Below are 25444 nucleotides of genomic sequence, written 5' to 3'. Positions count from 1 at the left end.
TTGGGGAGATACTCAAGCGGCCAACGAGGGCAGACTGTAAATCTGCTGACTACGTCTTCGCAGGTTCGAATCCTGCTCTCCCCACATTTTTAAAAAGCCTTCTTAAATTTAAGAAGGCTTTTTTATGCGTTATAATTTTATTTATTCTAAGATATGTCTGAATATAATTTCAGAATAAAAAAAGCCTTTAACAGATATACTGATAAAGGCTTTTATTTATATAAATAAGTATATTAAACTTATAATTGCTTTTAATAAATTAAAAATCTACTAAAGCTTTTTTGTAATATTTTAAATCTGATATGTTAGAAGCATTGTCAAGATTTCTAATTAATGAAATCACATACTTTAAACTCTCTATTGGATCTAATTCTGTTTCTATAACATCTTCTGTATCAGATTCTAATGATTCATCCTCTAATGGTGTATCCTCTGGTATTGGTATAAGAAAAGAGTCGTTATTTTCGATATGCTCATAAGTATAACGAAGGACTTTTACTGCCAAAGGGTTTTCTACCTCAATAGTATAAGTTCTTAAAGTTTTAATATCGTCTATTAATGTATCTGAAGTAATACCTGTAGCGTCTAAGTTTTTCAGAATACGGTCTATTACAGTAATGGCTTGTTTATTTTCCAAAGGGTAAGATTAAAATAGGGTTAGTTGCTTTTTGATGCAAATTTAATTTTTTTTGTCCTTAGAAAAAATCAATTGTAGATGTTTATTTTAAAATTAATGATAAAACTTTATCTCGTTTTAAATTACCTGTGTTTTTTCCAGTATCGCTTACCATAACCACAAAAAATTTCTTCACCAGAAACAATCTGTTTCGTTGCTATAATACAAACATTACCATCATCGTCTAAACCTATTTTAGCATTGTTTTTTAATGGACTATTGTTTTTGCCTTTACTATCGTTTGCATATTTAGCAAAACAGTCGGTATGCATACTATCCATGATGCGACCATCTAATAAATTAATAAAATAACGATCTAAGTTTTGTTGCGCTCTGTGTGCTGCTTCTGATGCATCAAGAATTTCTCCTTTAAAAATGGAAATAATTTCATCCTTATATATATCTATAGCAGTATATAACCCATTGCCTGCTTCTGGTATCTGAGAGGTTTTGACGTATAAATAGTCTGCTTCTAAAGCGTCAATAGTATTGTTTTGTGTAATAGTTGTTTTGATAATTAAGTATAGTAAATTTAAACTGTTTTAAGATAAAAAAACAACTTATAAATTAATAGTCATTAAAGATAATGCTTTGTAAAAACCTAAACTATAAAATTATAGCTTAGGTTTATATTGCTTTTGTACTGTATAGCTATTTAAAATATGGTATACCCAAAAATTACTGCTATTGATTTGTAATCAGAAGTCCAAGAAAGGTCATTACCAAAAAACTGTCTGTTAGTTTGGTATCTTATTTCTAAACTATATTTGTCGTTATGTTTGTAGCCTAATCCAAAGGCTGCATTTGGTCTAGTTTCAATCTCTAAAGGTGATAATTTAGAGCCATCTTTTCTTTCAAATTCTATTATGGAATTTGTCCCTAAATCAATAACGTATGAGGCGTTTAAAAATATTTTAGAATCATTATTTAAAAAGAAATAATGTCTTAGCCCTAAAGGAATTTCAATAGAACTATATTTAATAGAAGTGATTAAAATGCCTCCAGATACTTCTCTTACATTTGAGGTTTTTTCTACATTAAAATTTTGGTATGTTGGCTCAACTATAACTGCCCATTTGTTTTTGTTGTAAGGAAGTATAAATTCTGCTTCTAATCCAATTGCAAAACCTGTTTTACTACCAAAGTCAGTGTCTTTATTGTCAGTATTGTCGTGTTGAAAAGCAAGTGATGTATTTCTTATTTGAGGTCTAATGTTTAAATTAAACAAATCCTTTTTACTTTGATCAAAGACTTTATACTCTAAGTTATTGCACGTGTTATATTTTTCGAAAAAGTTAACTAACGATTGTTTCTTGTATTTTAAATTTTCAATGTCACTTAATTCAAATGTTGGACATTTTAAATCATTCCATAACTGTTGTCTAAACCTATTATTTGTATTAACTTTATTATAATCAGATTTATAAGATTTGTAAATTAACTGCTCGATATCGCTATTATTTTTACTGTAAAAATATCGTGATAGATTGTTGTCTACATATTGAAATAACATAAATTCTCCTTCAACTAATACTTTTAAAAAAAGTTCTTCCTCTTTAAAAGTAGGTCTTTTATTATTACTTAATTTTTCAAGTTTATTACTAGATCTATCAATATCAACTTTTGCTCGTATGTATTTTATGTCGTCATTAATATTAAACTCCTTAACTGTTGTTATTGAAGCTGTTTGGTAATCACTATTTTCTGACAATCTATATTCAAATTCAGTTGGATTATTTTTCCAGTCAATATTTTTAATTTGGCAATTAATTTTTTGATTAGCATTATCTATATAGTAGCCATTATTAAAAGTGATTTGGGAATAGCCACTTATACTTAAAATAGTGGTCAAAAAAAATAGTAAATGTTTTTTCATTGGTTTGGTTTTTTAATTTAATTATTTGATTTATAGTGAATTGATTTTGAAAAAAAAATAATTTTCCATCTAAACTAAAATATATTAAATTATTAGAACACCAAAGGGTTACAAAACAAAAAGCCAAAACAGTTGTTTTGGCTTTTTATTACAATGAAAATCAGTATTCTACTACTCCTCTAAAGCTATTTTATTTACTTGAAACGTCATGGTAGCTATTGGTCCTGTGATTTCGTTTATCCTAGAATTAGTGTAATATAACTCATTATTAAAAATACTAAAAGTATCTGCCCAACGGACTAAATCGCCTTCAACAACTGTTGTTGTTTGACCATCTGGAGTTCTTTTTATAATAGCATTATTTTCTAAATCTGCGTAATATAAATTAGCATATTTGTCAAATATCATTCCATCAGGAGCAGCTGTTTTGGCTATAGTTTCTACTCCAGCTTCAATAGCTTCATCACTTCCATTAATCAATAATGTCGTAGGTATGGCATATAATGTATAGCCAGTTAAAGCATGATAGTACAGTTTATTATCTAATGGATTTAGTGCTATACCATCAGAGTGAACAGTATTTTTCCACTGTGTACCATTAATAGTTAGATGGTCTGTCTCAGAGGTTGTAGAGCTGTGGTCTGTTAATACACGTTTAAATAGTCCACTTTCTAAATTTAAAACTAACAAACCTGCATGTCCAGAATCTGTAAAATAAGCCATGTTATTTTCTCTATCAATGCGTACATCATTTATGTAAGAGTCTTTAAAAAATACAGCATCAGTCAAGGTGTAGACCTTTTGCAAACTGTTGTTGTCTAAATTAAATACAAATAGCTTTGGGCTTGATAGTACACCTTTAAAAAATGGATTTCTAGTATCTACTACAAACAGTTGATTTTTAGAAGCTACAACAGATTGCACAGCTACAAAAACAGAATCTGTTATTTTAGCATCAGTGGTCCAACTGTTCCATTTTTGATTTGGATAAGCAATGGATTGTTGGCCAATTACTTCTGTGACAGAATGTTTAACTGTAGGTCTCCAACGCGGAAAGTTAACAAAAACACGACCAGAATCGCTTACTGTAACACCTGTTACTTGTTGACCTGTAAATTCTGCTACTTTGGTAACTATAATGCTATCTTGCTTTATGGCTTGGTTTACGGTATCTATTGTTGTTTTAGTTTTATCCGTTTTACAGGCTATAAGACTAAACGTAATAAAGGTTAAAAGAAATAACTTTTTCATAGTTGTTTATTTTACTTGTTTTGTTCTGCAGTAATTTCGGCAATCTTGCAAATCACTTCTGTTGCTTTTATCATACTTTCCACAGGAACATACTCATATCGACCATGAAAATTATGTCCTCCAGCAAAGATGTTTGGACAAGGTAAGCCCATGTAACTTAATTGCGATCCGTCTGTACCACCACGAATGGCTTTAATCAATGGTTTGATATTTAATTGCTTCATAGCTTCTTCTGCAATATCAACAATATGCATTACAGGTTCCACTTTTTCTTTCATATTAAAATATTGATCTTTAATTTCAATAGTCACAACTTCTCTTTCATATTGCTCATTAAGCTCATCGGTTAGTTTTTGCATCATTTCTTTTCTAGCTTCAAAATGACCTAAATCGTGATCTCTAATAATGTATTCTAAAACAGTTTCTTCTACTTCTCCAGAAATAGAGTACAGGTGGAAAAATCCTTGGTAACCTTCAGTGTGTTCTGGAGTTTCTAATCTTGGTAACGAGTTGATAAACTCTGTAGCAATGTACATTGAGTTAACCATTTTACCTTTGGCATATCCTGGATGTACAATTTTTCCTTTTACTTTTACAACCGCTCCTGCAGCATTAAAGTTTTCGTATTCTAATTCTCCAATTTGGCTACCATCCATTGTGTAAGCCCAATTTGCACCAAATTTTTCAACATCAAATTTATGTGCACCACGACCAATTTCTTCGTCAGGTGTAAAACCAACTCTAATTTTTCCGTGTTTGATTTGTGGGTTAGCAACAAGATATTCCATTGCAGATACAATCTCTGTAATACCAGCTTTATCATCTGCTCCTAAAAGTGTTGTTCCGTCTGTTGTAATTAATGTTTGACCTTTGTATAATAGTAGGTCTTCAAAATAATCTGGAGACAATACAATATTTTCTTCTTTATTTAAAATAATGTCTTTACCATCGTACCTATCTATAATTTGAGGCTTTACATTAGCACCTGTAAAATCTGGAGTTGTATCAAAATGAGAAATAAATCCAATAGTTGGCACATCATGATCCACATTACTAGGTAAAGTTGCCATTATATAAGCGTGCTTGTCTATAGTGACCTCTTCTAAACCAATAGCTTTTAGCTCGTCTACTAATGCATTTGCTAAATCCCATTGTTTAGCAGTACTAGGTGTTGTGTCGCTTGCTGGATCAGACTCAGTATCCACAGTTACGTAACCTACAAATCTTTTAATTATATCTTCTTTTGAAATCATTTTTCTTTAACTTTTAATTCAGGGTATAAAGTTACAATTATTAAGTTTTTTAGCTTTTGAATTGCTCAATTTTTTAATTAGAATTACTTTTGTGCAAACCTATTAAGATGTACAAATCCCTTCTAAGACCTTTATTTTTTAGTTTCGATCCTGAAAAAATTCATCATTTCACATTTTCATTAGTAAAAGTTACGTCTAAGATTCCAGGTATGGCGTCATTGTATAGACGTTTGTATACTATTGAAGATCCTAAATTAGAACGTAAACTTTTCGGTTTAACCTTTAAAAACCCAGTGGGATTAGCAGCAGGTTTTGATAAAAATGCGGTGTTATATAATGAATTGGCAAACTTTGGTTTCGGTTTTATAGAGGTTGGTACTGTTACGCCAAAAGGTCAGGTTGGTAATCCAAAAAAACGTCTGTTTAGGCTAAAAGACGATCAAGGGATTATTAACAGAATGGGCTTTAATAACGAAGGTTTAGAACAAGCCATTATTCAACTTAAAAAAAACAAAGGGAAACTTATTATTGGTGGTAATATTGGAAAAAACACACAAACTAAGCCTGAGGATTATACCAAGGATTACTTGGCGTGTTTTAATGGGTTACATCCATATGTAGATTATTTTGTACTTAATGTAAGTTGCCCAAATGTGGGTAGTCATGCTAAATTAAACGATAAAGACTATTTGTTAGAGCTTATTAGTACTGTGCAAAAAGCGAATAACACGTTTGAAAAACAAAAGCCAATCTTACTTAAAATTGCACCAGATTTAAATACTATTCAATTAGATGAAATTATCGAGCTAATTGCCGAAACTAATTTAGATGGTGTAATTGCAAGTAATACGTCTGTGGATCGCTCTAATTTAAAAGCTTCCGCAGAAAGGCTAGTCGAAATAGGTAATGGTGGTGTTAGCGGACAACCAGTTAAAGATAAATCTACTAAAGTGATTAAATACCTTGCAGATAAAAGCAATAAAGCCTTCCCAATTATTGGCGTAGGAGGTATCCATTCTGGACAAGATGCTTTAGATAAAATTCAAGCAGGAGCCGACTTAGTCCAAATTTATACGGGTTTTATTTATGAAGGACCAAGTCTTATTAAAAAAATTAATAAAGCTATTTTAAACAAAGTGTAAATGAATTACGAAATACTTTTCGGATTTATTTTAGCCACAACAGCATTAGCGTTATCACCAGGACCTGATAATATTTACGTTTTAATGCAAAGCATTACTAATGGACGTAAATATGGTATAGCGACCGTTTGCGGTTTAATTTCTGGTTGTTTAGTGCATACTACTTTAGTTGCTTTTGGAGTGTCTGCTATTATAAAAGAAAGTGATACGTTGTTTTTTATTATCAAGAGCTTAGGTGCAATATACCTACTATACTTGGCTTTTAAAGTTTTTAAAAGTGATGCAACTGTGAGCCTAAGTAATGATGCTGCTCCAAAAAAAAGCTTGATACAGTTGTTTAAACAAGGTGTGATCATGAATGTGCTAAATCCTAAAGTATCTATTTTCTTTTTGGCATTTTTTCCAGCGTATTTATATAGTGATACCATTAATACTGTTACGCAATTTTATGTGTTAGGTTTATTATTTATGGCTACGTCTTTTATAGTTTTTGCATTAATCGCAATTTTGGCAGGATTTATTTCGGATTATTTAAAACAAAGTAAAAATATTGGGTTGGTTTTAAAGTGGTTACAGATTGTTGTGTTTATTGGTATAGCTATTTTTATATTCCTTTCAGAAAATTAAACTATTTTTATAGAAGAATTATATACAAAATGTCAAATCAAGTAAAAGTTATAGAATGTCCAAGAGATGCCATGCAAGGCATTAAACAGTTTATACCTACAGATCAAAAAGTGCAATACATACAATCGTTGCTTCGTGTTGGTTTTGATACAATTGATTTTGGTAGTTTTGTATCTCCAAAAGCAATTCCGCAAATGGTGGATACTGCAGAGGTATTATCTAAACTAGATTTAAGTACTACTAGTAGTAAATTGTTATCTATTATAGCAAACTCTAGAGGTGCAGCAGACGCTTGCAAACACCCAGAAATAGACTATTTAGGTTATCCGTTTTCTATCTCAGAAAATTTTCAAATGCGTAACACGCATAAGACTATAGCACAATCAATCGTTTTACTTCAGGATATTTTAAATCAAGCAGATGCAGCTAATAAACAAGTTGTAGTTTACATATCCATGGGATTTGGTAATCCTTATGGAGATCCATGGAATGTAGAAATAGTAGGAGAGTGGACTGAGCGTTTAAGTAAAATGGGAGTAAAAATCTTATCATTAAGTGATACTGTCGGAACCTCAAATCCAGAAAATATAGAGTACCTCTTCTCTAATTTGATTCCGCATTATAAGGATATTGAGTTTGGTGCACATCTACACACCACACCAGATTCTTGGTTTGAAAAAATTGACGCTGCTTACAAAGCAGGCTGTAAACGTTTTGATGGTGCAATCCAAGGTTTTGGTGGTTGTCCTATGGCTAAAGACGATTTAACAGGTAATATGCCAACCGAAAAAGTGTTATCCTATTTAACTTCAAAAAAGGTTAATAATTTAAATGCGATGTCTTTTGAAAGTGCTTACAATGAGGCCTCTAAAATATTTAAAGCCTACCACTAACCATCCTATAACTAATTAACTTTCATTAAAAATGAAAGAATTTTAACAGATTTAACTTTTTGATTTACAAACTATTAATGGCTTTGTGTGTTTTTAATTTAAATTTATTCTAAATAAACTTGCATGAAATGCTTTTCGTTTTTATTTTTGCAGTCAAATTGCAAATCTATTTGTAATTAGTCTAAATAACAATTAAACTTAATATAACACAAAAAAATGAAAAAAATCGCATTAGGATTAGCTGCATTTGCTACGTTAGCACTAACGTCTTGTAGCAGTGACGATGACAACAATCTGGTTTTTACTAATAATGTAACAGCTCCAGATACGTATACGTTTGAAAGAGATGGAAACTCAACAGTTAGCTTTGGTGGTCAAACAACACGTATCCAAATGGCTCAAGAAATTGTTTCAGGTATGGTAGACCCTTCTAATACAGAAGCTATTCTAGATAACATGTTTGCACACGTGCAAGATGCTAACGATTTTTCAGACGCAAACTTAAACGCATCAGATAAAAACGTAAGAAGTAAAATTGCAGCATCTACAGATTTTTATTCAGCAAATACAACAGATGCCAATAACATCAAAGCGACTTTTGATTTTTTTATTGAAGAACAAGTAAATACAGTATTCCCTAATTGGTCAACAACAGCAACAGCAGGAGTTGCAGGACAATTACAGCAAGTAGGTGGTGGAGCAACACGTTATGTAAATGACAGAGGTTTAGAGTATAATCAAGCATTTGCAAAAGGTGTAATTGGTGCATTGATGGTAGACCAAATGTTAAATAATTATTTAAGTCTATCTGTTTTAGACGAAGCTGATAACAAAGCTAATAATTCGGCTGGTGTATTAGATGGTACAAATAACTATACTACCATGGAGCATAAATGGGATGAGGCTTACGGTTACTTATATGGTAATGAAGACAATCCAGCTGTACCAGTATACGAAGCAGATAAATTTTTAAGTGAATATGTTGCTAAGGTAAATGAAGATCCTGATTTTGAAGGTATAGCATTAGATATCTATAACGCATTTAAATTAGGTCGTGCAGCAATCGTTGCTAAAGATTATGAATTACGTGATGTACAAGCACAAGTAATTAGAGGAAAAATATCTGCTGTTATTGGTATTAGAGCCATCTATTATTTACAACAAGGTAAAGCTAATTTAGATTTAGATAAGGCATCAGCATTTCATGCATTGTCAGAAGCTTACGGATTTATTTATAGCTTACAATTTACAAGACAACCAGGTACAAACGATCCTTACTTTACTAAAGACGAGGTACAACAAATGTTAGATCAGTTAATGTTAGGAGATGGATTTTGGGATGTAACAGCGTCTTCATTAGATGCCATTTCTAATACTATAGCAGCTCAGTTTTATTTTACTGCAGGTCAAGCTGGTAGTTTATAAAATATATAATTTATTACAGCAGTCGTTTATTTAAACGACTGCTATGTTTTATTTTTGCACACTGAAAAAGAAAAAAATTTAATTATGAAAAAGTTAGTTTACATCTTTGCTATTATGTTATTAATAGTAGCATGTTCAGAGTCTGATGACACAGGAAGCAGCACTAGTGCTACGCCTGATAATTATAATAGGGTTGCTATGCAAACCAACTTAGCGGACAATATAATTATACCAAGGATTCAAAATTTAAAATCAGCTTTACAAACCTTATCTGATGTAAATAATACGTTTACAGCAACGCCAAACCAAGCTAATTTGGATAATATTAGAGCTGCTTTTGTAAGTGCATATAAAGATTGGCAATTAGTAGAGCCTTTTAATATCGGTCAAGCCGAAATATTACAATATAACTTTAAAATGAATGTCTATCCTACAACAGTAGCAGACATTGAAGCTAATATCGCTAACGGAAACTACGATTTATTAGCAGCTGCTAATAATGATGCTGTAGGTTTTCCTGCTGTAGATTACATGTTACATGGTATAGCAACAACAGATGCAGACATTTTAAATAAGTATACAAACGCAAACTACGTAACATACTTAACAGATTTAATTGCACAAATGAATAGCTTAACACAAAACGTGTTAACGGATTGGACAACAAATTACAGAACTGTATTTATTAACAGTACAGAAAATACAGCATCAAGTGCAGTAAATAAATTTATAAACGACTATATTTTTTATTTCGAAAAAGGATTACGTGCTAATAAGTTTGGTATTCCCGCAGGTGTATTTTCTGCAACCTCACTATCAGACAAAGCAGAAGCTATTTATAATGGAACAATCTCCAGAGATTTAGCAATTATAGCTTTAGATAATGTACAAAATATCTATAATGGTAAAGCCTCTAGTACAACTCCAACAGGAGAAGGCTTTTATAAGTATTTAGTAGCATTGGACAGAACTGATTTAGCAACATTAATTAATACAAGAATTGATGATGCTAGACAAAAAATACAAAATTTAAATGCGGATTTAAAAACGCAAGTTGAAGTTGATAGTGTAAAAATGACTGAAGCGTATGACGCCTTACAATTAGTAGTTATATCTTTAAAAGTAGATATGTTACAAGCTTTTAATGTAAGCGTAGATTACGTTGATGCAGATGGAGATTAATATCAAGTAACAATAATAAATAAAAGGTTGATTTAAAAGAGTCAACCTTTTTTTATATTATGGAATTAAACCTAAAAACATATCTAAACAAAACCACAGATGCAGCTCCTTTGGCTGTGTTCAGGATTGGTTTTGGATTAATGATGTGTTATGGTATGATTCGTTATTGGTTAAAAGGATGGATTGATACGGTTTATGTACAACCTCAATTTCATTTTAAGTATTACGGTTTTGAATGGGTTAAATCCTTAGGTGAGTATACCTATTTACTATTTTTTATTTGTGGTTTGTCAGCTTTATTTGTCGCTATTGGTTATAAATACAGATTAGCCATAATTATCTTTTTTATTAGCTTTACTTATATAGAGTTAATCGAAAAAACCACCTATTTAAATCATTATTACTTTATAAGTATTCTTAGCTTTTTAATGCTGTTTTTACCAGCTAACGCCTATTTTTCATTAGATAACTATACAACAAAAATTAGCTATAAAAGTATTCCTAAATGGAGTATAGACGCTATAAAACTACTGTTAGGTATTGTTTATTTTTACGCAGGATTAGCCAAAATAAACAGCGATTGGTTATTAAAAGTCCAACCCTTAAAAATTTGGTTACGCTCTAAATACGACTTACCATTTATTGGCGAAACTATTATGCAGCAAGATTGGTTTCATTACGCTATGAGCTGGTCAGGTATGTTATATGATTTACTAATTCCGTTTTTTTTACTGTACAAACGTACACGATTTGTAGCTTTTATAATGGTCATATTTTTCCATGTATTCACACGTGTTTTGTTTCCTATTGGGATGTTTCCGTTTGTTATGATAGTAAGTGCATTAATCTTTTTTGATGCCTCGTTTCATCATAAAATAATACAAAAAATAAAGTCGCTGCTTGGCTTTATTTCCGCGAAAGCGCAACCTATAGCATTTAAATCAGTCTACACAGTACGTCATCGTAAATTAGTACTACCAATTCTAGGTTTATTTTTTGTGGTGCAACTGTTACTTCCGTTTAGATATATGTTGTATCCAGGCGAATTGTTTTGGACAGAAGAAGGTTATCGCTTCTCATGGCGAGTGATGTTAATGGAAAAAATGGGAAACACAACCTTTAAAATTAAGGATGAGCAAGGGAATACGTTTTTAGTCAATAATGCCGATTTTTTGACGCCTTTACAGGAAAAACAAATGAGTTTTCAGCCTGATTTTATTTTAGAATATGCACATTACTTAGGCGATCATTTTACCAAACAAGGCTATAAAAATGTACAAGTGCAGGCTAAAAGTTATGTAGCTTTAAATGGACGATTAAGCCAATTATTTATTGACGAAAGCGTAAATTTGTACCAAGAAAAAGAATCGTTTAAACATAAACACTGGATTTTACCATTTACAGATGAAATTAAAGGACTATAACCTATTACTATTATTGATGTTATCTGCTTTTAGCATGTTAGCACAACAGCAAATTTCTGGTTCAATTACTAATCAAAATGGCGAAGCACTAAGCGATGTTGGCGTTTATGATACCGTTAAGGGTTTGATAACCAAGTCTGATGCTAACGGTAATTTTAATTTTGAAACTGAAAAAGCAACACTTAATTTAACTTTTTTTAATTACGAATATCAAGTTTTAGAGCAAACAGTGACGTCAACCGAAGCTAAAAACTTAAAAATAATATTACTACCTCTAAGCGAAACAACATTGTCTGAAGTAGAAATTACCGTTAGAAAAGCAAAATTATTTAGCCTAAAACAATTAGCAGACGTTGAAGACACTGCTATTTACGCTGGAAAAAAGACAGAAGTGGTTTTAATAGACCAATCCATGGCTAATCTTGGTGCTAATAATGCCAGACAATTATACAGTCAAGTAGCAGGTTTAAACATTTATCAAAATGACGATGCAGGTTTACAGTTAAATATTGGTGGACGTGGTTTGGATCCAAACCGTACAGCTAATTTTAATACACGCCAAAATGGATACGATATTAGTGCAGATGTACTAGGTTATCCTGAGAGTTATTACACACCAACTGCAGAGGCATTACAAGAAATACAAATTGTTAGAGGTGCAGCTTCATTGCAATACGGAACACAATTTGGTGGTTTGGTTAATTTTAAAATGAAAACACCAAATACTGAAAAACCATTAGAACTGATTACAAGAAACACGGTTGGAAGTAATGGACTATACACCAACTTTACTAGCGCAAGTGGTACCAAAGGTAAGTTGAGTTATTATACGTTTTTTAACTATAAAAAAGGAGACGGATTTAGACCAAACTCTAATTTTGAATCTAAAAATTTTTACGCGCATTTAGGATATCAGTTTAATGATAATACTAAGTTGGAAGGAGAGGTAACTTATTTAAGATACTTAGCTAAGCAAGGTGGAGGATTAAACGATGATCAGTTTGAAGCAGATCCATACCAAAGTAATCGTTCTAGAAACTGGTTTCAGGTGGATTGGTTACTGTATAATTTAAAACTGTCTCATAAGTTTTCTGAAAACACAAACTTTACATTTAATGCATTTGGATTAAATGCGTCTAGAGACGCTTTAGGGTTTAGGACTAACCGTGTGGATCAACCTGATGCTAATACAGAAAGAGATTTAATAAAAGGAGAATTTGATAACTATGGTTTTGAAACCAGAGTTTTAACCAACTATAATTTGTTTGGTAAAAAGTCCATTGGCTTACTTGGTGCTAAGTTTTATAAAGCAGAAAACACCTCTGAGCAAGGTCCTGGAAGTGATGGTTCAGATCCAAATTTTGATTTTCAGTATGATGTATTTCCAAATTACAGTAACCAATCTAGCTTTACTTACCCTAATTTAAATGTTGCTGTTTTTGGAGAAAACATTGTGTATTTAAACGATAAGCTATCTATAACTCCTGGTTTTAGATTTGAATATATTAATACCCAAAGTGATGGTTTTTTTAGACGTATAAATACAGATGCTGCAGGTAATGTTATTTTAAATGAAAAAATTGAAGATGACTTAACCAAGGAACGCTCATTTGTGTTATTAGGTTTAGGTGCAAGTTATAAACCAAGTACTGCGTTTGAGGTTTACGGAAATATTTCGCAAAACTACAGATCAGTAACATTTTCTGATATAAGTATTAATAATCCAGCATTTATTATTAGTCCAGATATTGATGACGAAAGTGGGTTTACTGTGGATGCAGGAGCAAGAGGTAAATGGTCCAACAATATATCGTACGACGTTAGTGCGTTTAGCTTATTTTATAATGACAGAATAGGATTTGTGCAACGTGTACTTTCTGACGGAAATATTAAAAGCGAAAGAGGAAACGTTGGAGATGCCATGATGTATGGTATTGAGAGTTTAGTAGAATTTAATTTAGAAAACCTACTGCTAAAAAACGAAGATTATATACTTAACTATTATGTCAATTTTTCATATGTAGACTCAGAGTATACAAAATCTGAAGAGCTTGGAGTAGAAGGTAGTAAGGTGGAGTTTATACCAAACTATAACTTTAAAACAGGTGTTAGATTAGGTTACAAAGACTTTTTATCTAATATTCAATATACCTATTTGTCCTCTCAATTTACAGATGCGACTAATGCGACAGAGGGTAATTTAAGTGGTGTAATTGGAGAGATTCCTGCATACGATGTCTTAGATGTGTCTTTGTCGTACAAGTACAAACAATTTAAGCTAGAAGCAGGAGTAAACAACCTATTGGATAATGCTTATTTTACGCGACGTGCAACAGGATATCCTGGACCAGGAATCATTCCTTCGGCTAACCGAAATTTTTATACAACCTTAGAGGTTAAATTTTAAGCAACAATCCGTTAATTATACAGTTTGATTAATATATAAAACGTATCTTTACTCGCAATTAATTCTAATTGCAATGACAGCACACGAAAATAAAATAGTAGGAGAAGGATTAACTTACGACGACGTCCTTTTAGTACCTGCTTTTTCTGATGTTCTTCCTCGCGAAGTCAACATTCAATCAAAATTTACACGTAACATTACCATTAACGTACCAATAGTTTCTGCAGCTATGGATACCGTTACAGAAAGTCAAATGGCTATAGCTATGGCTAGAGAAGGTGGTATTGGTGTGTTACATAAAAACATGACTATAGAGCAACAAGCGACTAAAGTACGTAAAGTAAAACGTGCCGAAAGTGGTATGATTATAGATCCTGTAACGTTACCAATGACTGCAGTAGTTGCAGACGCTAATAATGCAATGCGAGAGCATGGTATTGGTGGTATCCCTATAGTAGACGATAATGGATTATTAAAAGGAATTGTAACTAATCGTGATTTACGTTTTGAGCATGAAAAAAACAGACCAATTGTTGAGGTTATGACTAGCGAAAATCTAGTTACTGCTCCTGTTGGAACGTCCTTAAAAGATGCCGAAAAAATATTACAACAACATAAAATTGAAAAGCTTTTAATTGTTGAAGGTGATAAGTTAGAAGGCTTAATTACTTTTAGAGATATTACTAAGTTAACACAAAAGCCAATAGCAAATAAAGATACTTTTGGTCGTTTACGAGTAGCAGCAGCTATAGGTGTAACAGGAGATGCTGTAGATCGTGCCGAAGCTTTAGTAAACGCAGGTGTTGATGCTATTGTAATTGATACTGCACATGGTCACACTAAAGGTGTAGTAAATGTGTTAAAAGAAATTAAGAAAAAATTCCCAAAATTAGACGTTATAGTTGGTAATATAGCAACAGGAGCAGCAGCTAAATATTTAGTTGAAGCAGGAGCAGATGCAGTAAAAGTTGGTATTGGACCAGGTTCTATTTGTACGACTCGTGTTGTGGCAGGTGTTGGTTTCCCTCAATTTAGTGCAGTGCTAGAAGTAGCAGCAGCAATAAAAGGAAGTGGAGTACCTGTAATAGCAGATGGAGGAATTAGATATACAGGAGATATTCCTAAAGCATTAGCTGCAGGAGCAGATACAGTTATGTTAGGATCGTTACTAGCAGGAACAAAAGAAAGTCCAGGAGAAACTATTATATATGAAGGACGTAAGTTTAAATCGTATAGAGGTATGGGATCTGTTGAAGCTATGAAGCAAGGTAGTAAAGACCGTTACTTCCAAGATGTAGAGGATGATATTAAAAAATTAGTACCAGAAGGTATCGTTGGACGTGTACCTTATAAGGGAGAATTATATGAAAGCTTACACCAATTTATAGGTGGTTTAAGAGCAGGAATGGGCTATTGTGGAGCAAAAGATGTTGCCACTTTACAAGACACAGGACGCTTTGTTAAAATTACCGCTTCAGGTATCAACGAAAGTCATCCGCATGATGTTACCATTACTAAAGAGTCTCCTAATTATTCTAGATAAGTTTTAGGATTAAATTATATAAAAAAAGCACAACCATTGGTTGTGCTTTTTTATTGTTTCAAAATTTTTAAGTTGTTGTAGCCAATTATAACTAAGTGTTAATTTTACTATAACAACACTAAAGAAGTGCTTAAATAGTTCTATTTTCAAACTATAAAATTAGTAAAGGTATTTGCTTTAAAATATACCATCGTAACCAACAATATTTAGCATGGAAATTATAGGAAACATTATTAAAGGTGCCATAAACATAAAAGAGGCATTAACTCCGGAAGTTAACCCTGTAGAAGCACAACAAAAAGTATTACAAAACTTATTGAGTACTGCTAAAGACACCATGTTTGGTAAGGCGTATGACTTTGAAGCAATAAGCAAAGCAGATAATCCAGAAGTAGCTTTTGCTAATAGTGTACCTTATTTTGATTACAACCAAATCAATGACAAATGGTGGTCTAAACTACATGAAGGTTTAGAGGATGTAACTTGGCCTGGAAAACCGTCTTATTTTGCATTAAGTTCTGGTACCACAGGAAAAACTAGTAAGCGTATTCCTGTGACTGATGATATGTTATCTGCAATTAAGCAAGCAGGAATAGACCAAGTCACAGCATTAAGTAATTTTGATTTGCCTGCCGAGTTTTTTAGTAAAGAAGCGATGATGTTGGGAAGCTCTACAGATTTAAAAGAAAAAGATGATCATTTAGAAGGAGAAATAAGTGGTATTACAGCTAGTAATATTCCATCTTGGTTTAAAGGGTTTTATAAACCAGGTGAAGATATAGCTAAAATTGAAGATTGGGATAAGCGTGTTGAGACCATAGCAAAACGAGCTAAACAATGGGATATTGGCGCTTTAAGCGGAATTCCGTCTTGGATGGAACTGATGTTAAAAACGGTTATCGACTATCATAAAGTAGACAATATTCACGATGTTTGGCCAAACCTTCAAGTGTATACCTCAGGTGGTGTTGCTTTTGGGCCTTACCAAAAAAGTTTTAATGCATTATTAGGAAAACCAGTAACTGTGATTGATACCTATTTAGCCTCAGAAGGTTTTTTAGCTTTTCAAGCTAGACCAGAGACTGATGCCATGCAATTGGTTACAGATGGCGGAATTTATTTTGAGTTTGTACCCTTTAAACCAGAATATATTAATCCAGATGGATCGTTAAAAAACGAAGCGCCAAGTGTGACTTTAAAAGACGTGCAACTAGATCAAGATTACGTCGTCATTATTAGTACAGTAAGTGGTGCATGGCGTTATTTGATTGGAGATACTATTGAGTTTACTGATGTTGAGCGTGCTGAAATCAAAATTACTGGTCGTACTAAATTCTTTTTAAACACTGTAGGATCGCAATTATCAGTAAATAAATTGGATGATGCTATTAGGCATCTTGAAGAAAAGTTTAATACAACAATCCCAGAATATACTTTATGTGCTAAACGTTTTGAAGATGGTTTTTACCATAGTTGGTATTTAGGATCTGAGAGTTTAAAGGAAGCAAATAATAGTATTGTAAACGTATTAGATGAGTTTTTAAAAAATGCTAATAAAAACTATAAGGTTGCAAGAGGTAAAGCTTTAGAAGGCGTAAAAGTAGAAGTAATTAGTCCAGAGATTTTTGCAGAATGGAGTGGTGCTAATAAGAAAAAAGGAGGTCAGGTTAAAATGGAACGTGTTATGGGAGAGGATAAGTTTAAAGATTGGGAAGCCTTTGTTGCTAAAAATTAATACTCAGAAAGATTGGCATCTCTTTGATTAATAATGTCCATGATTTCTTCCGGAGACAAATAATATTTTTTAATTCGTGCAATATAAGATTGCTCTAAATTTGCTTGACTTAATATAAAGTCCTTTGTTTTTAAAATGTATTGTTCCATTCCTGATTGTACAGCATAAGTATCTGCAGCACGCTCTGCAGTTGCAATATGATTGTCGGATAATAGATACTTTACGCCAAACCACATCAGGTTGAGGTTGCTTCGGTTTTTGTAATCCATAACATGACCTAACTCATGACCAATCCACCCTATTAATACCTCTTGTGGCATATCTACTGTGTATAAAACTTCACCAGAAATTTTTACAGTTTCACTTATAAAAATATTATAAGATCGTTGTCCTTTTCTTTTTAAAAAACTACTAGCAGTTGGTTGTGCTTGCATAGTCGATTTTTTAATGTTTTTTTTGAATTCAAAATTAATTGCAGTGTCTTTTAAATCTGGATAAAAAGACAATGCAGTTTCGATTTCATTTTTTATAGATTCAGGTATTACGGTTTTAGGGTATAATTGGTTTGTCATTAGCATTAATATAATTAGTTTAATTAACATCATTAAAATAATATAAGTTATAATAACTGAAGACAAAACCATTTAACTTTTAACTAATGTTTTTTAACACATTTAGATGAAAAAAAGCACAAAGCTTAGGTTGTGCTTTAAATTACTGTGAAACTAAAGTATATTTTAATTAACTAATACGATCAGGCCAAAAATTAGGATGCTCTCCACTAAACCCCATTTTTGGTAGGTTGTTTATTTGTTTCATTTCGTCCTCAGACAGTTCAAAGTCAAAAATATTAATATTCTCTTCAATTCTTTCTGGCGAATTAGATTTAGGAATAATAATAACATTATGCTGTGTAATCCAACGAAGACATATTTGTGAAACCGATTTTTGATGTGCTTTGGCAATGTCCTTTAAAATTTGATTATCAAATACTTTTCCTCGTGCTAAAGGAGACCAAGACTCAACAGTTATATTTTTTGATTGACAATATTCAGTTAATTCTTTTTGCCAATAACCTGGATGAAACTCAATTTGATTAACAGCAGGAATAATCTTTGCAGTTTTAAATAACGCTTCTAAATGTTCTTGAAAAAAATTACTAACTCCTATGGATTTAATTTTACCTTCAGCTTGTAATTCTTCCATTGCGCGCCAACTTTCTGCATTAGCGTGTTGCCAATTATCGTAGTTTTTAGCGTTAGCAGGCCAATGTATTAAGTATAAATCAATATAGTCTACATTTAATCGTTGCAAGGATTTATTAAATTGGTCCTTAGCAGATTGATAGCCTAAATTTTCTCGCCAAAGTTTTGTGGTGATATATATATCTTTTCTATCAATACCACTAGCTTTAATACCTTTGCCAACAGCTTCTTCATTTCCATAAATAGCAGCTGTGTCTAATAACCGATAGCCTTTAGATAAAGCAGTAGATACGGAATCTATCCCTTCTTGTTCTGTACATTTATAGGTTCCAAATCCAACTAGAGGAATTTTATTACCATCGTTTAGGAGTATTTGTTTCATAACAGTAGTTTTGGTGTTTAAAATATTACTACTTAAAGGTAAGCTTAATGTTGTTTTTTAAAAACTATTTGTACTCTTTTAACAAGGTTTTAGCGTTACAAACTAGTCCAAAGTGACGCAAGTTATTTCTACAATTTTACCAGCCATACAGGTGTCAAAAAGATCGTTTTTTTCTTTATAACCAAAAGTGATTTTAGTATTATCTATTAATTTAATATCAAAGCTATTTAGGTTAGTTGGATTTACTGTTTTACCATCTTGTAATGCAATCATCCAACCACAACCATCTAAACCAGTCTTATTAACTAATGTACCTTTGACACTGTTTAAACAATTAGAAGTATTGTTTTTAGTATTTGCACAGGATAAGGTTAATAGTATTACACTTAAAAGTAAAATTATGTGGTTTTTATTTTGAAACATACATTGGAATTTTAAATTAGATAAATACTAAGTTAATCTATTTTAGTAATGTTTAAAATTAGTATAAAAAAAGCACGACTTAAGGTCGCGCTTTTTTTTGATTATCTAAAAAGAAAATTATTCTTTTATCAATTTAAGTTGTAACTGCTCATTTTCTGTTATTACACTTATTATATACAGACCAGCAGGTTGATTTAATTGAAATGAATATTTATTATCCATAATATTATCCTTTTCGAAAACTAATTCTCCTAAAATATTATGAACTTTAATATTAGAAACAGTAGTTACTGCAAAGTCAATAGTAACTATGTCCTTGGTTGGATTTGGAAAAATAGTAATATTTGAAGCCAAAGTATTATCAACAATACTTAGAGTATTAGGCGGAGAAAAGTTTAATTGGTCAATCATCAAAAGGGATATTGAGCTAGAATTACCACCAGTAAATCTAATGTCATCTATATTACTCCAAGCTTCCGAAAAAGTAAGTGTACCACCATTGGCAGCTGGTATAGCGTCTTTGGCGTATGTTATGGTGCCATTATTATCGCTAATTGTGAAGTCAATAATATCGCTTACCACACTTACTCCATCTCTGTAACCTGTAGCAGTTGCTGTAAAAGTATAACCATTACTTGCAGGATTTGCAGACATATCAGCTTCCATTGATACCATTTTAAATTCTGAACCGTCAGCACTTCCAATTCTGTAATCAAAAGCGCCAATATTAGGACCAGAGATAGTCCCAGAATTATCTATGTTAAAAAGTAAGCCTAAATCAGAACTTGTAGGAGTAATGATAAAAGTTGAAGCTTCCGATAAGGATGCCATTTGACTAATTACATTTGGTGCTATCTGTTGAAATCTAATACCATTAGTGGTGTAGTCTAATCCTCTAAGGCTGGGAGTTAATCCATCAAAATTCTCGTCATTAACTTGTGCAAATAGAGAAGAGGATAATAATAACAGTAGGATGCTAATTTTGTTTAATTTAAAATTGTAGTTTTTTTTCATTTTAAAATATATTTGGAGATAATATTGGGTTACATACTTTTTACAAAGTCTAGAAATACTTTTTTATGAAGTTCTAAATCTAGATTAGGAGATAAGGAGGCACGTACGATGTAATCTTTATCACCTTCTTTAGTTGTGCCTTGTGTTGAGGTTGCAGGAATAGTCCAGTAGCAGCCATTTAATTGACCATAACTAACGCAATATTTACTCTCATTTGGAATTTGAGTAATCATTAGGTTAATTAATTTTAAGTTTAAAGCGCGTTTATAATCTTCTTTTTCTTGTGCTGTGTTTCCTTTTGTTGGAAGGTCTAACGAGAAAACAGAAGGTGTAAAATCTTGCTCAGCAAGTGCTTCTGATACAAAATTGATTTTAGCTTCTGGTAGCGTATCGTGTATAAAATTAACAAACTCACGAGTATTGCTGTAAGCGTCTTTAATTCTTTGATTCATTGAAGGTAATTGCTTTGCTAAAATTTCATATTGAAGATTAGTCGCTTCATTATCGCAAAGGGTTAAATGGTTTTCTATGTGAGCCATTAAATCTTGCGTTTTAGTATTACCTACACAATAACCAGCAGTACAATGTCCACCACTAGGAAATTTAGATCCGCTTGCATAAGATATTGTTCTTACGCTAGATAGTATTTTGTTTTCACCTAAAAATAAAACATTTGGACAAAAGGTTTGATCTAAAATAAAAACTGGGTCTATTGCTATATCACCATTTGGTGTGTGTCTAACTTTACTTAATGCAGCCTTTAATTGTAAAAGATCTGGAACTTCAACTCTAGGATTTGTCGGAATTTCTGCAATAATATAAGGTACTGCATCTTGGCTTGCAATAGTGTTTAAAACGGTATCAATACTTGTTACCATGTCATTGTCTCCATCCACAGGTAAATCTACTACTTCTACATTGTCAATACATGCAGCAACACGTCTAGCTTGATCGTTAGTACCACCATAACAGTTTGGAGGAACAATAAACTTAATGTCTTTTCCTTTGTGGTTAATTAACGCATCATGTATAAGTCCCATCATGATAGCATACTGGATTGATAATCCACTTGAGCCTACTAAAGGTTTAGAAGGTGATTCTGTAATGGCTTTAATAGTTTCCAGGACCTTAGCTTTATCTGTCTGTAAAGTGCTACTTGTATAGTCTGATGATGTTGTGTTAATTAAATCCTGTAAAGCAGCTAAGCAATTAATAGGTGTCATTGCAATGGTTTCTCGTCGTCTTACATGTTGTATGTCAGAAATATAAGCTTCGTTTTTTGCACCATTTACTAATAATACACTTCCTAAATCACTATGTAAGTTAACCGTAAAGTCTATGTTACTGGTTAAATTTGCATGACATATATCGTTTTGTTGATTGATAAAGATGGTACTACCATTAAAATCAGTTATGTCTTGAGCAGAATCTACTTGCTTTAATTCAAAATTATAACCATAAACGTTACGTAATACTTCAGCATCAAAAATACTTGGTAATTGACCAATGTAGTTGATTTGTGTGTTTTTATCCGCTAAAAGATTTTTTCTTAAAACAGATAAAATTGGAGTTATTTTAGATGAAAAACTTATAACCGCTTCAGGTTTTAAATTATTTAAATCAGCAATAACCCATTCTAATACACAAGATAGTGGATGACCAAGTCTAATATAATCGTAAGCAGTTGGTAATTGGTTTAAAGCGGAAGCTTCAGCATTATTGTTATTATATAAATTCTCAAATTGATCTAAAAATTCAGTTTTAGCTAATTTTTCGTTATAGATATCTAAGCGATGCGTTGTTAAATTCAACCAGCCAGTTGGCATGTTTTGAAGTACATCTTTAAGATAATTTATCATTTTATTATTGTTCATAATTTCTCCTTTAAAATAGGAGTGCAAGGTACAATAATTAGATTTGTTTTAAAAGAAGAATAGCCAGTGTTATCACCTAACGTGCATAAGTAATGACAAGAGATTTAAGCGTATTTTGTCTATCAAAAAGGTAACATTATAATTAATAAACATTTAACTAATATAGTATGTTTTAAATAGCTTAAAACTATGGTGTACTATTATTAGTTTTATAACTATTCTGCGTAAACTTGTCCACGATGTGGTTTTAATGCATCACGTATGGGTTTCATTTCTGTTTCATTAACCACCATAAAAGCAATACTATGCATATCGCTAAGTGTTTCAAAACCTGTAATATTTAATTCAGTTTTTTCTAAAGTTATATATTCTTTAAGATGTATTTCGTGGTGTTGGGCAATTTTTAAAGCATCAGGACCTCTAAAGTCCCAAATTAATTTAAGTTTTCTCATGTTTAATTTTTAACAGACTTTCCTATTTCTATATAATTTTTAAAATCGTATAAATATTTTTCCGATTGTAACTTTATTGCTTTTGGCATTAAAAGTAACATTAGACGTTTAGAAAATGTAGTTGGTAAAAACTCGTTGTTACACGTCCATAATGTGCTATTATCATCAACGACTTTAAATTGGTTTTCTTGGATGTTATGCATGCCTGCAGAATCAAAGTTGTAATGTACCGTTTTATTGTTTTCAATATAAGTTACAGTTTCTATAACACTCAATTTTCGTTTGCCAAAAGTGTAGTTTAGTTTCATTTGTACACCTACTTCATTAGGTAAACCGCTTAAATGCTCAAAACTAGTTAAACCAGGATGCCAATGTTTTCTGGATTCATGGTTTTGTAAAAGCCTAAAGCATTCTTCAATAGGTTTTCTAATTAATACTGTAATTGTATATTTCATATAAAAAAATAACACGTAAGCTTAAATAAAAGTAATTGTATAATTACAATCTATAAATATGTGTTTGATGGTAAATATAAGTTTTTGTTGTAAATTAATTTTTAAAGAAAGTCTAAAATTTTAAATAATTTGAGGACTTAGTTTTTTAAAAAATAACTAGTATAAAAACTATAATAATTACTTTAAAGTATCGTTTTAAAAGTCATTGTTTAATAGTGTAATATTACTATTTTTGCAGACATTGCTAACAAATGTGGCTTAATTATGAAAATGAATATTTTACGTATTACATTCCTCTCTTTTTTCTTTACCTGTTTATTTGCAAATGGGCAAACTAATACTGTTTTATTTACAGTAGATGATGTGCCAGTTTATACTACAGAGTTTAAGCGTGTATATAGCAAAAACTTAGATTTAGTCAAAGACGACTCTCAAAAGGATATTGATAATTACTTAGATTTATTTGTTAAGTATAAACTTAAAATTGCTGAAGCTAAGGCTTTAGGAATGGATCAAAAACCAGCTTATTTAAGAGAGTTTTCAAGCTATAAAAGCCAATTGGCTAAAAATTATTTAAATGATAGTAAGGTAACAGATCAGCTAATTCAAGAAGGTTACCAAAGACTTTTAACAGAAGTGGATGCCAATCATATTTTGGTTAAAATAGATGAAAACGCAAGCCCAAAAGATACATTGTTAGCCTATCAAGAAATAAAAAAACTAAGAGATCGAGCTATAAACGAAGGCTTTGAGCCAGTAAAAAAAGACATCCATAATGGTCAAACTTTATTTGCAGAAGAGTTGGGCTTTTTTACCGCTTTTAAAATGGTATATCCATTTGAAAATGCTGCATATAATACAGCGGTTGGAGAATGGTCACAACCCTTTAGAACGCAGTTTGGTTACCATGTAGTTTTTGTAAATAATAAACGTAAAAACAGAGGTGATGTTACCGTTGCACACATTATGTTAACAGATGATAAAGCAGAGCAAACAGCCCAGAATAGTATAAACGAAATCTATAAAAGACTAAAGCAAGGAGAAGATTTTAGTGCTTTAGCTAAACAGTTTTCTGATGATAAAAGTTCAAGTAGTAATGGTGGGAAATTAAATGCGTTTTCAGCTGGTCAATTAAGTTCAAAAATATTTGAAGAACAAGCATTTGGCTTAACTAACGTTGGTGATGTGTCTAAACCTTTTAAATCAGAGTTTGGTTACCATATTATTAAACTGATTGAAAAAAATGGAATACAACCTTTTGAGGCTTTAGAATTAGAATTAAAAAATAAAATTAAACGTGATTCTAGATCTAAAGTTATTAGTGATAAGCGTATTGAAAATTTGTTACAAACATATAATGTTGATTTGACAACAGTAGACTTAACGCCTATTATTAATATCCTATCGGATGATTATTTTGCAAGTAATTGGACCATTCCTGCAACATTTATAGGTGAAAAAACACTATTAACTATAGGAACAAAGCAAATACCAGAAATTGAATTTGCTCAATTTTTATTTAAAAGTCAACGTAGACGACAAGCTAAAGTGTCATTAAAACAATTGGCAGAAGATAATTTTAAAGTTTTTGTTGAAAGTAATTTAAAAGCGTATCAAGAAGAAAACTTAGAGTCTGAAAACCAAGAATATGCACAAGTGTTAAGCGAATATCGTGATGGATTGTTGCTGTTTGATTTGATGGAAAACCAAATTTGGAATGCTGCAAAACAAGATTCAGTAGGATTGTTAGACTATTACAATCAACACAAAGCTAATTACTATTATGACACCAGAGTTGATGCAATTGTGGCCTCTTCTGCTAAAAAAAGTGTAATTAAACAAGTGTCAAAATTACTAGAGCAAAATATAGCTACAGATAATATTAAAAAACAAATTAACGCGGACAACCAAATAAATGTTAGTTTTATCATCGATACTTTAGATACAACACATCAAGCATTACCAAAAGGGCTGAATCTGAAAACTGGAGTTTCTAAAGTCTTTAAACATAATGATGCTTACAGTGTCGTTAAAGTAAATGGTATATTACCTAAAACTCAAAAAACATTTGAGCAAGCTAAAGGTAGCGTAGTATCAGATTTTCAGGAGAAAAAAGAAAAAGACTGGCTTTTAGAATTAACTAAAAAGTATAAGGTTACAATAAACAAGGACGCATTAAAACAAGTAAAAGAAGAACTAAAATAA

Annotated in this window: 22 protein-coding genes and 1 tRNA gene; 11 read left to right on the top strand and 12 right to left on the bottom strand. The window is 31.6% G+C overall.

Annotation, left to right across the window (positions count from 1 at the left end; genetic code table 11):
• Nucleotides 1-2: 2 nt before the first annotated feature.
• A tRNA-Tyr gene (locus JM82_RS00330) sits at nucleotides 3-84 on the top strand.
• A 175-nt stretch (nucleotides 85-259) separates the two neighbouring features.
• On the opposite strand, the gene JM82_RS00325 is transcribed toward JM82_RS00330, so the two are convergent.
• The 5 genes from JM82_RS00325 to pepT all read right to left on the bottom strand — a co-directional run bounded on the left by JM82_RS00325 (nucleotide 260) and on the right by pepT (nucleotide 5056).
• Entirely contained in the window at nucleotides 260-637 is a 378-nt protein-coding gene (locus JM82_RS00325) for a hypothetical protein (protein ID WP_145000111.1), read from the bottom strand.
• 122 nt (nucleotides 638-759) lie between these two features.
• Nucleotides 760-1116: an SET domain-containing protein-lysine N-methyltransferase gene (locus JM82_RS16590; protein WP_145000109.1), complete on the bottom strand. Its 357-nt coding sequence runs from the start codon at nucleotides 1114-1116 to the stop codon at nucleotides 760-762.
• A 215-nt stretch (nucleotides 1117-1331) separates the two neighbouring features.
• Nucleotides 1332-2552, bottom strand: coding sequence for an autotransporter outer membrane beta-barrel domain-containing protein (locus JM82_RS00315; protein ID WP_145000107.1), 1221 nt, complete (start codon nucleotides 2550-2552; stop codon nucleotides 1332-1334).
• 171 nt (nucleotides 2553-2723) lie between these two features.
• Nucleotides 2724-3803: an L-dopachrome tautomerase-related protein gene (locus JM82_RS00310; RefSeq protein WP_145000105.1), complete on the bottom strand. Its 1080-nt coding sequence runs from the start codon at nucleotides 3801-3803 to the stop codon at nucleotides 2724-2726.
• Between the two features lie 11 nt (nucleotides 3804-3814).
• Nucleotides 3815-5056 (bottom strand): peptidase T, encoded by a 1242-nt coding sequence (gene pepT, locus JM82_RS00305; protein WP_145000103.1) that lies wholly within the window; start codon nucleotides 5054-5056, stop codon nucleotides 3815-3817.
• Between the two features lie 107 nt (nucleotides 5057-5163).
• On the opposite strand from pepT, the gene JM82_RS00300 reads away from it, so the two are divergent.
• The 9 genes from JM82_RS00300 (at nucleotide 5164) to JM82_RS00260 (ending at nucleotide 17434) form a co-directional block, all read left to right on the top strand.
• A complete protein-coding gene (locus tag JM82_RS00300; RefSeq protein WP_145000102.1) occupies nucleotides 5164-6198 on the top strand; it encodes a quinone-dependent dihydroorotate dehydrogenase in 1035 nt (344 codons plus the stop codon).
• Nucleotides 6199-6825 carry a LysE family translocator gene (locus JM82_RS00295; RefSeq protein WP_145000101.1) on the top strand — a complete coding sequence of 209 codons (627 nt, stop codon included), beginning with the start codon at nucleotides 6199-6201 and terminating at the stop codon, nucleotides 6823-6825.
• 29 nt (nucleotides 6826-6854) lie between these two features.
• Complete coding sequence (locus JM82_RS00290) at nucleotides 6855-7718, top strand: hydroxymethylglutaryl-CoA lyase (protein WP_145000099.1); 864 nt, start codon at nucleotides 6855-6857, stop codon at nucleotides 7716-7718.
• Nucleotides 7719-7934: 216 nt separating this feature from the next.
• On the top strand, nucleotides 7935-9143 hold the full coding sequence (locus JM82_RS00285) for a DUF4856 domain-containing protein (RefSeq protein WP_145000097.1): 1209 nt from the start codon (nucleotides 7935-7937) through the stop codon (nucleotides 9141-9143).
• Nucleotides 9144-9227: 84 nt separating this feature from the next.
• Nucleotides 9228-10325 (top strand): imelysin family protein, encoded by a 1098-nt coding sequence (locus JM82_RS00280; protein ID WP_261375208.1) that lies wholly within the window; start codon nucleotides 9228-9230, stop codon nucleotides 10323-10325.
• Between the two features lie 59 nt (nucleotides 10326-10384).
• Nucleotides 10385-11749, top strand: a complete 1365-nt coding sequence (locus JM82_RS00275; RefSeq protein ID WP_145000095.1) for an HTTM domain-containing protein — start codon at nucleotides 10385-10387, stop codon at nucleotides 11747-11749.
• Nucleotides 11730-14156: a TonB-dependent receptor domain-containing protein gene (locus JM82_RS00270; RefSeq protein ID WP_145000094.1), complete on the top strand. Its 2427-nt coding sequence runs from the start codon at nucleotides 11730-11732 to the stop codon at nucleotides 14154-14156. The genes JM82_RS00275 and JM82_RS00270 overlap by 20 nt, the downstream gene beginning before the upstream one ends.
• A 73-nt stretch (nucleotides 14157-14229) precedes the next feature.
• Complete coding sequence (guaB, locus tag JM82_RS00265; protein WP_145000092.1) at nucleotides 14230-15699, top strand: IMP dehydrogenase; 1470 nt, start codon at nucleotides 14230-14232, stop codon at nucleotides 15697-15699.
• A gap of 211 nt (nucleotides 15700-15910) precedes the next feature.
• Nucleotides 15911-17434 (top strand): GH3 auxin-responsive promoter family protein, encoded by a 1524-nt coding sequence (locus tag JM82_RS00260; protein WP_145000090.1) that lies wholly within the window; start codon nucleotides 15911-15913, stop codon nucleotides 17432-17434.
• Here JM82_RS00260 and JM82_RS00255 read toward each other — a convergent pair.
• From JM82_RS00255 to JM82_RS00225, 7 genes are all read right to left on the bottom strand, one after another.
• Nucleotides 17431-18006, bottom strand: a complete 576-nt coding sequence (locus tag JM82_RS00255; protein WP_145000088.1) for a hypothetical protein — start codon at nucleotides 18004-18006, stop codon at nucleotides 17431-17433. The genes JM82_RS00260 and JM82_RS00255 overlap by 4 nt on opposite strands.
• A gap of 169 nt (nucleotides 18007-18175) precedes the next feature.
• Nucleotides 18176-19021 carry an aldo/keto reductase gene (locus JM82_RS00250; protein ID WP_145000086.1) on the bottom strand — a complete coding sequence of 282 codons (846 nt, stop codon included), beginning with the start codon at nucleotides 19019-19021 and terminating at the stop codon, nucleotides 18176-18178.
• A 102-nt stretch (nucleotides 19022-19123) separates the two neighbouring features.
• The gene (locus JM82_RS00245) at nucleotides 19124-19444 is read right to left on the bottom strand and encodes a hypothetical protein (RefSeq protein ID WP_145000084.1); all 321 of its coding nucleotides are present in this window, start codon (nucleotides 19442-19444) and stop codon (nucleotides 19124-19126) included.
• A 117-nt stretch (nucleotides 19445-19561) separates the two neighbouring features.
• A complete protein-coding gene (locus tag JM82_RS00240; RefSeq protein ID WP_145000082.1) occupies nucleotides 19562-20458 on the bottom strand; it encodes a T9SS type A sorting domain-containing protein in 897 nt (298 codons plus the stop codon).
• Between the two features lie 29 nt (nucleotides 20459-20487).
• A complete protein-coding gene (locus JM82_RS00235) occupies nucleotides 20488-22332 on the bottom strand; it encodes a PLP-dependent transferase (protein ID WP_145000080.1) in 1845 nt (614 codons plus the stop codon).
• A 215-nt stretch (nucleotides 22333-22547) separates the two neighbouring features.
• A complete protein-coding gene (locus JM82_RS00230; protein ID WP_145000078.1) occupies nucleotides 22548-22784 on the bottom strand; it encodes a hypothetical protein in 237 nt (78 codons plus the stop codon).
• A gap of 2 nt (nucleotides 22785-22786) precedes the next feature.
• Entirely contained in the window at nucleotides 22787-23239 is a 453-nt protein-coding gene (locus JM82_RS00225) for an SRPBCC family protein (protein WP_145000077.1), read from the bottom strand.
• A gap of 264 nt (nucleotides 23240-23503) precedes the next feature.
• Between JM82_RS00225 and JM82_RS00220 the strand changes: the two genes are divergently transcribed.
• Nucleotides 23504-25444 (top strand): peptidylprolyl isomerase, encoded by a 1941-nt coding sequence (locus JM82_RS00220; protein WP_261375207.1) that lies wholly within the window; start codon nucleotides 23504-23506, stop codon nucleotides 25442-25444.

The organism is Olleya sp. Hel_I_94 (assembly GCF_007827365.1).
GTDB lineage: Bacteria > Bacteroidota > Bacteroidia > Flavobacteriales > Flavobacteriaceae > Olleya.
The sequence above is the reverse complement of the archived record's forward strand: the minus strand, read 5'-3'. Positions and strand labels throughout refer to the sequence as shown.